The 11,812-nt window shown below is 71.6% G+C and carries 14 protein-coding genes; 8 read left to right on the plus strand and 6 right to left on the minus strand.

Features of this window, described 5'->3' with window-relative positions:
- The first annotated feature begins 238 nt into the window (after positions 1–238).
- The 4 genes from ACZ7CD_RS19370 (at position 239) to ACZ7CD_RS19385 (ending at position 3,826) form a co-directional block, all read left to right on the plus strand.
- On the plus strand, positions 239–1,192 hold the full coding sequence (locus ACZ7CD_RS19370) for an ABC transporter permease (protein ID WP_470379407.1): 954 nt from the start codon (positions 239–241) through the stop codon (positions 1,190–1,192).
- 224 nt (positions 1,193–1,416) lie between these two features.
- Positions 1,417–2,301: an ABC transporter permease gene (locus ACZ7CD_RS19375; RefSeq protein WP_470370324.1), complete on the plus strand. Its 885-nt coding sequence runs from the start codon at positions 1,417–1,419 to the stop codon at positions 2,299–2,301.
- Entirely contained in the window at positions 2,295–3,197 is a 903-nt protein-coding gene (locus tag ACZ7CD_RS19380; RefSeq protein ID WP_360401263.1) for an ABC transporter ATP-binding protein, read from the plus strand. The genes ACZ7CD_RS19375 and ACZ7CD_RS19380 overlap by 7 nt, the downstream gene beginning before the upstream one ends.
- Positions 3,179–3,826, plus strand: coding sequence for an ABC transporter ATP-binding protein (locus ACZ7CD_RS19385; RefSeq protein WP_470379408.1), 648 nt, complete (start codon positions 3,179–3,181; stop codon positions 3,824–3,826). Before ACZ7CD_RS19380 ends, ACZ7CD_RS19385 begins: the two co-directional genes overlap by 19 nt.
- Positions 3,827–3,939: 113 nt before the next feature.
- On the opposite strand, the gene ACZ7CD_RS19390 is transcribed toward ACZ7CD_RS19385, so the two are convergent.
- The 3 genes from ACZ7CD_RS19390 to ACZ7CD_RS19400 all read right to left on the minus strand — a co-directional run bounded on the left by ACZ7CD_RS19390 (position 3,940) and on the right by ACZ7CD_RS19400 (position 6,147).
- Positions 3,940–4,464 carry a class F sortase gene (locus tag ACZ7CD_RS19390; protein ID WP_470379409.1) on the minus strand — a complete coding sequence of 175 codons (525 nt, stop codon included), beginning with the start codon at positions 4,462–4,464 and terminating at the stop codon, positions 3,940–3,942.
- Positions 4,464–5,201, minus strand: coding sequence for a DUF4397 domain-containing protein (locus ACZ7CD_RS19395; RefSeq protein ID WP_360401254.1), 738 nt, complete (start codon positions 5,199–5,201; stop codon positions 4,464–4,466). Before ACZ7CD_RS19395 ends, ACZ7CD_RS19390 begins: the two co-directional genes overlap by 1 nt.
- Before the next feature lie 73 nt (positions 5,202–5,274).
- A complete protein-coding gene (locus tag ACZ7CD_RS19400) occupies positions 5,275–6,147 on the minus strand; it encodes a PfkB family carbohydrate kinase (RefSeq protein ID WP_470379410.1) in 873 nt (290 codons plus the stop codon).
- 56 nt (positions 6,148–6,203) lie between these two features.
- On the opposite strand from ACZ7CD_RS19400, the gene ACZ7CD_RS19405 reads away from it, so the two are divergent.
- Complete coding sequence (locus tag ACZ7CD_RS19405) at positions 6,204–6,683, plus strand: hypothetical protein (protein WP_470379411.1); 480 nt, start codon at positions 6,204–6,206, stop codon at positions 6,681–6,683.
- A 6-nt stretch (positions 6,684–6,689) separates the two neighbouring features.
- Here the strand turns inward: ACZ7CD_RS19405 and ACZ7CD_RS19410 are convergent, their stop codons facing one another.
- Both ACZ7CD_RS19410 and ACZ7CD_RS19415 read right to left on the minus strand, forming a co-directional pair.
- Complete coding sequence (locus tag ACZ7CD_RS19410; RefSeq protein WP_470370319.1) at positions 6,690–6,968, minus strand: hypothetical protein; 279 nt, start codon at positions 6,966–6,968, stop codon at positions 6,690–6,692.
- Between the two features lie 89 nt (positions 6,969–7,057).
- The gene (locus tag ACZ7CD_RS19415) at positions 7,058–8,170 is read right to left on the minus strand and encodes a GAF domain-containing protein (RefSeq protein WP_360401242.1); all 1,113 of its coding nucleotides are present in this window, start codon (positions 8,168–8,170) and stop codon (positions 7,058–7,060) included.
- 117 nt (positions 8,171–8,287) lie between these two features.
- On the opposite strand from ACZ7CD_RS19415, the gene exaC reads away from it, so the two are divergent.
- Together exaC and ACZ7CD_RS19425 are read left to right on the plus strand one after the other, a co-directional pair.
- Positions 8,288–9,811: an acetaldehyde dehydrogenase ExaC gene (gene exaC, locus ACZ7CD_RS19420; protein ID WP_360401239.1), complete on the plus strand. Its 1,524-nt coding sequence runs from the start codon at positions 8,288–8,290 to the stop codon at positions 9,809–9,811.
- Entirely contained in the window at positions 9,811–10,173 is a 363-nt protein-coding gene (locus ACZ7CD_RS19425) for a DUF779 domain-containing protein (RefSeq protein WP_360401236.1), read from the plus strand. Before exaC ends, ACZ7CD_RS19425 begins: the two co-directional genes overlap by 1 nt.
- Before the next feature lie 67 nt (positions 10,174–10,240).
- Here the strand turns inward: ACZ7CD_RS19425 and ACZ7CD_RS19430 are convergent, their stop codons facing one another.
- On the minus strand, positions 10,241–10,612 hold the full coding sequence (locus tag ACZ7CD_RS19430; RefSeq protein ID WP_458431657.1) for a hypothetical protein: 372 nt from the start codon (positions 10,610–10,612) through the stop codon (positions 10,241–10,243).
- Positions 10,613–10,691: 79 nt separating this feature from the next.
- On the opposite strand from ACZ7CD_RS19430, the gene ACZ7CD_RS19435 reads away from it, so the two are divergent.
- Positions 10,692–11,747, plus strand: coding sequence for a threonine aldolase family protein (locus tag ACZ7CD_RS19435; protein ID WP_470379412.1), 1,056 nt, complete (start codon positions 10,692–10,694; stop codon positions 11,745–11,747).
- Positions 11,748–11,812 lie beyond the last annotated feature (65 nt).

Consider the following 11,812-nt stretch of genomic DNA (forward strand, 5'->3'; position numbering starts at 1 on the left):
GATTGTTGGCGGTCAGGCGGCCGGGGTTTCTGCCGTCGGCGGTCAGGCGGCCAGCAACCCTGCCGTCGTCGCCCCGCAGGACGGCGACGGGTTCGGTTCACTGGCGGCTGCCGCGCACCCGCAAGCCCCGGCGGCGCGGCGTTCTTTGGCTGGTCCGCGTTCTTCGGCTGGTCCGCGTTCCTCGACCGGTCCTCGCTTCTCGGGTCGTCCCCGGACCAGGTCGCGCGCCCTCGGCATGATGGCGTTGCGCCGCTTGGCCTTCGCCGCCCCGGTCCTGCTCGTGGTGAGCTTCGCGCTGTTCGTGCTCGCCAAGGCCTCCCCGTTCGACCCGGTCGAGCGCTACTTCGGCGTCCGCATCATCGGCGCCTCCCCGGAACGCGTCGCCCAGCTGCGCGAGAACTGGGGCGTCGACCAGCCCGTGGTGGCCCAGTACTGGGCCTGGCTGCGGCACGCGGTGGTCGGCGACCTCGGCGACTCGCTCTCCCTGCAGCAATCCGTGTCCGCCGTCATCGGCGACCGTCTCGGGTGGACGGTGCTGCTCGTGTCGGTCGGCTTCACCCTGGCGCTGCTGCTCGGACTGCTGCTGGGAACGGCCGCGGCGTGGCGGCAGGGCACGTGGCTGGACCGCGTGGTCACCGGCGGCTGCTACGCGCTGGAGGCCGCGCCCGTGTTCTGGGTGGGGCTGGCGGTGCTGTACGTGTTCGCGCTGCAGCTGCGCTGGCTGCCCGGCGGCGGCGTGACGAGCGGGGCGGAGCCGGTCACCGTCGGCGGGGTCGCGGTGCACATGGTGCTGCCGGTGGCGGTGCTGGCGATCTCGCAGGCGCCGTGGTTCGTGCTGTTCGTGCGGCAGAACCTCCTCGAGTCCTTCACCCAGGACCACGTGATCGGCGCGCGGGCCCGCGGCCTGCCCGACCGGCTGGTGGTCACGGGGCACGCGCTGCGCACCTCGCTCCTGCCGTTCCTGACGCTGCTCGGGGCGCGGCTGCCCGAGCTGATCACGGGGGCGTTGCTGGTGGAGACGGTGTTCTCATGGCCGGGCATCGCGCGCGCCACCGTGGAGGCGGCGCTGAACGTGGACTTCGCGTTGCTCGGTGCCCTGACCGTGATGGCCACCGCTGTGGTGCTGGTGGGGAACCTCCTCGCCGACGTCCTCTACGCGCTCGCCGACCCGAGGGTGGCGGTCGATGGCTGACGGACTCCTGACTGCGGCTGGCTGCCCCTCGCCCCGACTGGCGGCCCCGACCCGACTGGCAGTGCCGGGGCGACTGGGCAGCGGTCCGCCCCCATCCGCGCTTCCTCACTTCGCGGGCGAACGAGTTGGGTATTTCCGGACATCAACCAGACGCAGCCAGGCGCGGATCAGGACAACGACCACCCGTCCGGGTGACGTACGGCGGGCGGAGACGGGAGCGGACCATGGCTGACCTGGCCTGGCGCAGTGCACCGCGTGCGCGGCTCACCGCTGCCGGACCGCCGCGGTCGCCTCGGCTGCGGCTGGTTCCGGCAGCGACCGTGCTGGTGGTCGTCGCGCTGGCGACCATCGTCGTTCCGCTGGTCGTCGACCTCAACGAGCAGTACGTCGACCTCGCCGTGGCCAACCAGGCGCCGTCGGCGGCGCACCTGTTCGGCACCGACGAGCTTGGGCGGGACGTGCTGCTGCGGTGCATCTATGCGCTGCGTGTGTCGCTGACGGTGGGCATTGTCGCGGCGACCATCTCGGCGGTTGTCGGCACTGCGGTGGGTGCGCTGGCCGGGGCGGTCGGCGGGTGGGTCGACCGGGTGTTGATGCGGCTGGTCGACGCGATGGCGTCGGTGCCGCACCTGTTGCTGGGCATCGTGATCGTCGCCGTGCTGCGGCCGAGCCTGACCGCGGTGATCATCTCGATCGCGCTCACCCACTGGCTCACGTCCGCGCGGATCGTGCGGTCGGAGGTGCTGTCGTTGAAGTCGCGGCCGTTCATCGACGCGGCCGTCGTCGGCGGTGCCGGCAGGACGAAGGTGCTGACGCGGCACCTGTTGCCGAACGTGGCGCCGCAGGTCTTGCTCGCGACCACGCTCATGGTGCCGCACGCGGTGTGGCACGAGACGGCGTTGTCGTTCCTCGGGCTCGGGCTGCCGCCGCACGCGGCGAGCATCGGCAACATGATCAACGACGCCCAGCGGTCGCTGCTGGTCGGCGGGTGGTGGATGTCGTTGGCGCCGGGGTTGCTGCTCGTCGTCACGACGCTCGCCGTGTCGGGTGTCAGCGGGGTGTGGCGGGACCGGTTGAACCCCAAGCGGCGCACGGAGCTGACGTGGTGAACCTCGAGGTCGAACGGCTGTCGGTGCGGTTCGCGTTGCCGGGGGCGACGGTCGACGCGGTCAGCGACGTGTCGCTGACCATCCGGCCCGGCGAGTGCGTCGCGCTCGTCGGGGAGAGCGGGTGTGGCAAGACGGTGCTGGCCAGCGCGCTGCTCGGGTTCCTGCCGGGCAACGCCCAGACCCGCGGGGCGGCACGGCTCGGCGAGCTCGACCTGCTCCAGGCCACGGACCACGAGCTGGCCACGAAGGTCCGCGGCCGGCAGATCGGGCTCATCCCGCAAAGCCCGGCCAGCCACCTCACGCCGGTGCGCACCGCGCGGTCGCAGCTCGAAGAAGCCGCGCGCACGCTCGGCGGCGACGCTGCCAGTGCCGCCGAACGCGCCGGGCTGCTGCCCGAACACCTCGACCGCTACCCGCACGAGCTGTCCGGCGGCATGGCGCAGCGCGTCGCGAACGCGTTGGCGCTGGTCGGCGACCCGTGGCTGCTCATCGCCGACGAACCGACCACCGGCCTGGACCGCGACCTGGTCGACGGGTTGCTCGACGAGTTCCGGCGCATGGTCGACGACGGGCACGCCGTCCTGCTCATCACCCACGACCTGGAGGCGGCGCACAAGATCGCCGACCGGATCGCGGTGATGTACGCGGGGCGGATCGTCGAGCTCGGACCCGCCCACGACGTGCTCGACAACGCGCGCCACCCCTACAGCCGCGGCCTGGCGGACGCCCTGCCCGACCGCGCCTTCACACCCATCCCCGGCCTGCCGCCGCTGCTGACCGACCTGCCGGTCGGTTGCGCGTTCGCCCCTCGGTGCGAGCAGGCCATGGCGATCTGCGAGGAACGGCCCGTGCTGACCGACGACCCGCACGCCGTCGCGTGCCACCGCCCGTGCTGAGCGCGCACGGCATCACCGCGGGCTACCGGCACCCGGTGATCACCGACTTCAGCCTCACCATCCCCTCCGGACGGACGATCGGGCTCGCCGGCCCGAGCGGGTCCGGCAAGTCCACTGTGGCGCGGGTGCTCGCGTTGCTGCACAAGCCGTTCGCGGGCACCGTGGAGATCGACGGCGACACGGTCACGGGCTACCGGTTCCGGGCACCGCAGCGCACCAAGATCGGTGTGCTGTTCCAGCAGCCGCGCCTGTCCGTCGACCCGCGCTTCACCTTGCGCAGGGCCATCGCCGAACCGCTCGGCAACAACCCCGGCCGCGTCGCCGAGCTCGCCGACCTCGTCATGCTCACCGAGGACCTGCTCGACCGCCGCCCGCACGAGGTGAGCGACGGCCAGCTGCAACGCGCCTGCCTCGCCCGCGCGCTCGCCCTGCGGCCCCGGTACCTGATCTGCGACGAGATGACCACGATGCTCGACGCCTCGACGACCGCAGCGCTGGTCGGCGTGATCCGCGCCTACCAGGCCGAGACGGACGCGGGCGTGCTCGCGATCTCGCACGACTCCCGGTTGCTCGCCCGGTGGGCCGATCAGACGTTCACCACCGCTTCCACGGTGACGTCGTCGCGGTAGCTGTCCGACGCTTGGCGGCACGTCGCACGCGGCACTGGTCGGCATGAACCACGCCCACCAGACCGAGACGGACGCGAACACGCGCGTGACCTCTCACGCACACAACGGTCTGGTCAGGCCTTCAGCACCGCCTCCACGATCACGTTGTCGCGGTAGCTGCCCGCCGCACGGTCGAACTCACCGCCGCACGTCACCAGCCGCAGCTCCGACAACGGTGTCGGCCCGTACACGCCCGCGGTCGGGAACTCCACCTTCTGCGTGGAGTACGACCGGTTCACCACGAACGTCAGCGCGCTGCCGTCCTCGCGTTCGACCAGCACCTCGGCGCCCGGTTGCAGCTCCGGTAATCGGTAGAACACGCCAGGGCCGGTCTTCGAGTCGACGTGGCCCGCGATCACCGCCGGGCCCGCGTCGCCCGGTTTGACGCCCTTCGCGTACCAGCCGGCCTGGTCCGCGCGGGTCGGCGGTTCGAGTGCGCCCGCGCCGTCGACCGCGAGGGCCTGCAGCTTCGTCTCCACCCCGATCGCCGGGATGCGCACCGTCACCGGCTCCGGTGCCTGGCCCGCACCGGGGCCCTTGACGATGTAGATGAGCGTGACCACGACCGCCGCGGCCATCACCAGCTTGCCCTTGCCCATCAGCCGAACCGGAACAGGCGGTCGCGCACCGAGTACATGGCGAGGCCGACGACGAGCGCGATGACGAGCGCGGTCAGCCAGTCCCAGCCGCCCGCCATGCCGCCGAAGCCGGTCTCCTGGCCGCCGCTCGGCACGACCTCGGCGCTCTTCGCGTCGGTCCGCAGCTCGATGCGGCGTGCGCTGACCAGCAGCGAGTAGACCGCGCCGGGTTCGGTCGTCACGTCGAGCTGGGTCGAGTCCTTGCCGCGCGGCAGCACCTGCAAGGGGTCGTCGTCGGGCAGGAGCACGACGTACCCGGTCGTGCTGTTCGCCTGCACGCCCCGGTGGATGAACGAGCCCGACCGCACGACGTCCATCTCGGCGTCACCGGCGTTGATCACGCGCAGCCGCGCCTGACCGTTGACCGGCAGGCTGATGTCGTCCTCCAGGACCTTCATCGTGCTCGCCAGGTCGACCACCGTGTACGCCTTGCCCTCGGCGGCCTGCACGAGCACCGAGCGCAGCACCGGCGCGTTCGGGTCCGCGGTGCGGAACTCGACGAGGTGCTCGCCGGGGGCGACCCGCCGGTAGTCGTCGAGCGCGGCGTAGTCGAAGCCGCCGAGTGCCGTGCCGTCCAGGCTCACCTCCACCCGCGCCTGGTCCACCGAGAAGTGCCCGATGCGGATGTACGTGCCACTGGCAGCCTGCGCCGGCGCGGCGCTCAGCAGCAACAACAGCACAACGGCGATGAACCGCACGGCAGACCTCCCCTCACCGGACCACGCCAACGGTAGCGTGCCGCACCGACAATTCTCGCGTCGTTCCCACCGCTCACAACCCGGCCAGATCCGGTCGCCCGCCGGGGCGAGTCACCGTGTCGCCCGATGCCTTCACCGCGAGCCGTGCGGCTTCTTCCGGCGTGGAACCGTTCGTGAGCGCATAGGTCAACGCCGCGATGAACGCGTCTCCTCCTCCGGTCGTGTCCACCACCTCCGCGTCACCCAACGGCAGCACCAGCTCGCCTCCGTCCCAGACGAACACGTTGCCCTCGCCGTTGACCGCGAACGCCACGAGCCCCGGCCCTTCGACCGAACGGGCCGCCGCCAGGGCGTCGTCGGTCGAGGTGATCTTGCGTCCGGTCAGCAGCTCGGCCTCCCGGTGATCGGCCCGCAGCACGTCCGCGCAGGCCAGCAGCTCGTCGCGGAACTCCTCCGGCGCACCGTCGAGCACCACGACACCGCGTGCCGACCGGGCCGCCTTGAGCGCCACCTCGGGCGGTAGCTGTAGCTGGACGACGACGGCCTTCGCCGCGGCGATCACGTCGAGCGGGAGGTCGTCCTCGCGCACCGGCTCCCGCAGGTCCTCCAGGTACCGCCACCCGTCCGCCACGAGGTCGACGATCAACGCCGACACGCCCCGCCGCACCACACCCGCCGTGCCGATGCCGTCCGCAGCCGCCCGCGCGACCAGCCTCTCACCGACGCCGTCGTCTCCGACAACGCCGACCAGCTCGACCGCCGCACCGAGCTGGGCCAGGCCGACGGCGATGTTCGCACCCTTGCCGCCGAGCATCTCCCGGCGCTGCCGCACCTGGCTCGTGCCACCGGAACCGGGCACCTCGTCGACGACGAGCACCAGGTCACGCGCTATCTGCCCCACCACGACGATGTTGTCCACGGCGCCGGGGTACCCAGCCTGCGGCACGGGACCTCCGGATTCACCCGGCGAATAACGGTTGCGCGCCTTCGCATACTGGCCTCGTGACGCGACACCTCGCCGAGCTGCAGACCCTGAAGCGGCACCGCCGCGCCTTCACCCTCGACCACGAGCGCGCCGCGTTCAAGGAACAGGCCCGCGCCCACCGCGCCGCCCTGGCCGAACGCCGAGCCGCGCGCACCACCCTCACGCTGCCCTCGCAGCCGAAGCGCTCCCAGCCCGCGCTGCCGCACTTCGTGTCCGACAACGGAACCCCGGCGCGGCTCTGCCCGCAGCTGCCGGACCCGGCGTCCTACGCCGTCGTGGTCATGCTCCCGCAGGTCCGGGTGGTCGACCGCATCGAGGCGTTCTCGTTGCACGCCCGCAAGTCCGCCGCTCTCAAGCGGATCGTGCTGGGTGCGCGGGAGGTGTTCGCGTCCGTGCTCGGCCTGACGCATCCGGCGGCGCGCTCGCTCACGCCCTCCGGCCGGTACGTGCACACGTCGCCGCACCCGGTTCGCGGGCGGGACTTCGGCACCGACTGACGGCGCTCAGCCGGGAGCGAAGCGGTCCGTGACGTCCTCGCCGCCGGACAGCACCAGCACGGGCATGGCGCCGTGCTTGACGTGTCCGTGCACCCGGTCGGCTTGGCCGCGGCCGAACTTGAGGACCCTGCCGTAGCGCACCAGGTACAGCAGCCCCGCCTCGTCGGGCCGCGAACGCTTGCGCAGCAACGCGACCTCGCCGGTCTCGTCGTCGCGGTCCCACGTGCCGCGCGACTTGGTCAGCCAGCGGAAACCGGTCCACGGCAGGCCGTGCACAGCAGGCACCAGGCGACGTCAGCGATTTCCTTGCGCGGCAACCTGGTCATGCAGTTGGTGCACTGCTTCACGTTGTCGTCCTCCCCCGGCGGGAAGGCCTATTCCAACGCTCGGCGCAGCCGTGAGGAGACCAGCGCGTGCCGCGGGTCGGCGGCCGGCAGCAGCCCGTGCAGCCGCTCCAGCACCTCGGCGTCCTCCACGTTGTCCGCGAACGACACCAGCGCGTCGACGTCACCGGCGTCGATCACCTGCCGGCGCAACGCCGCGGTCAGGTCGTCGCGTTCCTCCCGCACGACCGGCGCGTCCGACCGGGCCAGCAGCTCACCGGGGTAGGCGGCGACGGACCGGCCCTCGCGCAACGCGGCGCGCACGTCCAGGAAGTCACCGCTCAGCTCCACGTTGAGGCGGTAGGGCCTGGTCAGGAGCGCGGTGCCGAGCTGGGCGCGCAACCGGTGCAGCTCGGCGCGGACCGTCGTCGGGTTGCCGCGCTCGCCGTAGAGCTGCAACGCCAGCTGTTCCGCGGTGAGGCCGCGCGGGTGCAGCGCCAGCGCCGTGAGCACCTCGGCGTTGCGCAGCGTGAGCGACAGCGGGCGTCCGTCGAGGGTCGCGGCCAGTCCGCCGAGGAAGGTGAGCGCCAGCACCGGCCTGCGCGGCCGCAGGTGGCTCCGCAGGTGGTGTTCCGCGAGCTGGGCGGCGGCGGAGACCAGCGGCGCGACGGCCGGGTGCATCGTCTTCAACGGGCCGCTCACGTCGACCACGCCCAGCAACGTGCCGGTGCGCGGGTCGCGGATGGGGCTCGCCGCGCACGTCCACGTGTGGCACCGGCGCACCAGGTGCTCGTTCGAGTGCACGGTCACCGGGCGGCCGGTCGCGAGCGCCGTGCCCATCGCGTTCGTGCCGATGGCGTCCTCGCTCCACCGCGAGCCCTCGGTCAGGTGGACGCGCTCCGCGGTGTGCCGGGTCTTGTTGTCGCCTTCGCACCACAGGATCGTGCCCGTGGTGTCGGTGACGATCATGATCGTCTCGTCCATCGCGAGGGTGTGCCGCAGCACCGGCAGGGCAGCCGCCAGCGGGTGGTCCCCGCGCAGGTGCGCGACCTCGTCCGGTGCGAGCACCACCGGCGCCTCGTGCCGGTCGGGGTCGACGCTGGCCGCGAGGGACCGCTGCCACGACTCAGCGATCACCGGCCGCGCCACTTCGCGAGGCTGCATCACACCAGGATGACTGCCGCACGCGCGGTCCGGACTACTCCTTTCGGATGCAACGTCGATGAAACGTTGCCCTCCCTAGCGTCGTCACCGGTTCGCAACGATGCGGGAGGCGAGACGATGACGAAGTACGCGGCCCCGGGCCAGCCCGGCAGCGTGGTGACGTACCGCGACCGGTACGACCACTTCATCGGCGGGGAGTACGTCCCTCCCGCCAAGGGCGAGTACTTCGCCAACCCGACCCCGGTGACCGGTGAGGACTTCACCGAGATCGCCCGCGGCACCGCGGAGGACGTCGAACGCGCGCTGGACGCCGCCCACGGCGCCGCCCGAGCGTGGGGCAAGACCTCCCCCTCCGCCCGCGCCCAGGTGCTCAACCAGATCGCGGACCGCATGGAGGACAACCTCGAGGCGCTCGCCGTGGCCGAGTCGTGGGAGAACGGCAAGCCCGTCCGCGAGACGCTGGCCGCCGACCTGCCGCTGGCCGTGGACCACTTCCGCTACTTCGCGGGCGTGATCCGCGCCCAGGAGGGCGGCATCTCGCAGATCGACGAGGACCTGGTCGCCTACCACTTCCAGGAGCCGCTGGGCGTGGTCGCGCAGATCATCCCGTGGAACTTCCCGCTGCTCATGGCCACCTGGAAGCTCGCACCGGCCCTCGCGGCGGGCAACGCGGTGGTGCTCAAGCCGGCCGAGCAGACCCCGGCGTCCATCCACGTGCTGATGGAGCTCATCGCCGACCTGCTGCCACCCGGTGTCCTCAACATCGTGAACGGCTTCGGCGTCGAGGCCGGCAAACCGCTCGCGTCCTCCCGCCGCATCGCGAAGGTCGCGTTCACCGGCGAGACCACCACCGGCCGGCTGATCATGCAGTACGCCAGCGAGAACATCATCCCGGTGACGCTGGAGCTCGGCGGCAAGTCGCCCAACGTGTTCTTCTCCGACGTGGCGGCCTCCCGCGACGCCTTCTACGACAAGGCCCTTGAGGGCTTCACGATGTTCGCGCTGAACCAGGGCGAGGTCTGCACCTGCCCGTCCCGCGCGCTGATCCAGGACTCGATCTACTCGGACTTCCTCGGCGACGCCGTCGAACGGACGAAGGCGATCAAGCAGGGCAACCCCCTCGACACGGACACGATGATCGGCGCCCAGGCCTCCAACGACCAGCTGGAGAAGATCCTGTCCTACATCGACATCGGCAAGCAGGAGGGCGCCCGCGTCCTCACCGGTGGTGAGCGGGCCGACCTCGGCGGCGAGCTCTCCGGCGGCTACTACGTCACCCCGACGGTGTTCGAGGGCGACAACAAGATGCGCGTCTTCCAGGAGGAGATCTTCGGCCCGGTCGTCGCCGTGACGTCGTTCTCCGACTACGACGACGCCATGAAGACCGCCAACGACACCCTCTACGGCCTCGGCGCCGGTGTCTGGTCCCGCGACGGCTCCATCGCCTACCGCGCGGGCCGCGACATCCAGGCCGGCCGCGTGTGGGTGAACAACTACCACTCCTACCCCGCGCACGCCGCGTTCGGCGGCTACAAGCAGTCCGGCATCGGCCGCGAGAACCACCGCGTGATGCTCGACCACTACCAGCAGACGAAGAACCTGCTGGTCAGCTACTCGCAGAACGCCCAGGGCTTCTTCTGATGGCACGGGTCGACCTGACCTCGGAGGCGGCGGACCTGCTCCGCCGCCTCCGGGCGTCGCACGGCGAGCTGATGTTCCACCAGTCCGGCGGCTGCTGCGACGGATCGGCGCCGATGTGCTACCCGGCAGGGGAGTTCCGGACCGGGTCGTCGGACGTGCACCTCGGGGACCTGGCCGTGGACTCGGATGCCGACTCGTTCTCCGTTCCCGTGTGGATGTCGGCGGCGCAGTTCGAGTACTGGAGCCACACGCACCTGACGATCGACGTGGTGAAGGGGCGCGGGAGCGGGTTCTCGCTGGAGGCACCGCTCGGGGTGCGGTTCCTGGTCCGGTCGCGGCTGCTGACCGACGACGAGCTCTGAGGAGCTCAGTCCAAGGCAGCCGCCAGCACCGCGAGATCCGTGAACGCCGGGTTCCGCGGCACCTCCGTCACGAAGTCCGCACCGGAGTCCCAGTCCCACTCCTCCGCCTCCTCCCCCAGCCGTTCGACCAGCTCTCGGCCGGGCGCAGGCCCTCCACCACCGCGGTCAGGTCGCGTGCAGCGACGAAGCGCGCGCCGTCGCCGCCGACGGACAGCACAGACAGCCAGCCGTCCGCGTCGGCCGGCCACAGGTTCGCGCCCGTCTCCGCCCGGAACAGCACCGTGGCCTCAGCGAGACCGGACAGGAACTCGCCGGCCGCGGCGAACATCAGCAGGGCGGTGAGCTCGGTCAGCCCGATGAGGTGCGCGGACCGCGCGGAAGCGGGTGAACGAGCAGTCGAAGCCGCTCTCGAAGGCGTACAGCGCCGCGAACCGGTCACGCGGGCTCCCCTTCCCGGTGTGTCCATCCAGGACCTGGACCGAGCCGGCGACAGAAATCGGAGCAGCTACCGTGCGGGCATGACGATCGAGCCGTTGCACGACACCGGCTGGCGTGCCTTCGCCAGCGACAACTACGCCGGGGTGCTGCCGGAGGCGCTCGCCGCCATCGCCGCGGCGAACGGCGGGCACCAGGTGTCGTACGGCGAGGACGTCTACACGGCACGGTTGCAGGAGGTCGTGCGGGAACGGTTCGGGGAGCGCGCGGAGGCGTTCCCGGTCTTCAACGGCACCGGTGCGAACGTCATGGCGCTCACCAGCCTCCTGCCCCGGTGGGGTGCGGTCGTCTCGGCGGCCACCGCGCACATCAACGTCGACGAGGGCGGTGCGCCGGAGCGGATGACCGGGCTCAAGGTGCTGACCGTGCCCACGCCGGACGGCAAGCTCACGCCGGAGCTGATCGCCGCGGAGGCGTGGGGCTGGGGCAACGAGCACCGGGCGCAGCCGCTGGCCGTGAGCGTCTCGCAGACCACCGAGATGGGCACCCTCTACACACCCGATGAGCTGCGGGCGATCTGCGACTACGCGCACGAGCGGGACATGGCCGTGCACGTGGACGGCGCGCGGCTGTGGAACGCGGCCGCCGCGCTCGGGGTGCCGTTCCGCGAGTTCACCACCGACGCGGGCGTGGACGTCATCAGCCTCGGTGGCACGAAGGCGGGGTTGCTGGGCGCGGAGGCGGTGGTCGTGCTCGACCCCGGCCGGGCGACCGGGCTGCGGTACCTGCGCAAGCTGATGATGCAGCTGCCGAGCAAGATGCGGTTCGCGTCCGCGCAGCTGCTCGCGCTGTTCGACGGCGACCTCGGGGTGCGGTCGGCGGCGCACGCGAACGCGATGGCGGCACGGCTGCGGGCGGCGCTGGAGGAGGTTCCCGGGCTCGCGTTCACGCAGGAGACGGCGGCGAACGCGCTGTTCGTGACGTTGCCGGTCGAGGTCGCCGACCGGATCCGCAAGCGGGTGCGGTTCTACGACTGGGACCGGGCGCGCGGGGAGGTGCGGTGGATGACGGCGTGGGACACGACCGAGTCCGATGTGGACCGGTTCGTCGCGGTCGTCCGGGAGGAGCTCGGCGCGTAGCCGGACCGCAACGTCAGGGAAGTCCCAAGTTTGTGCGGGTGAACTGGACCACAGCCGGCGGTGGG

This window comes from Lentzea sp. NPDC036949 (genome assembly GCF_055608075.1).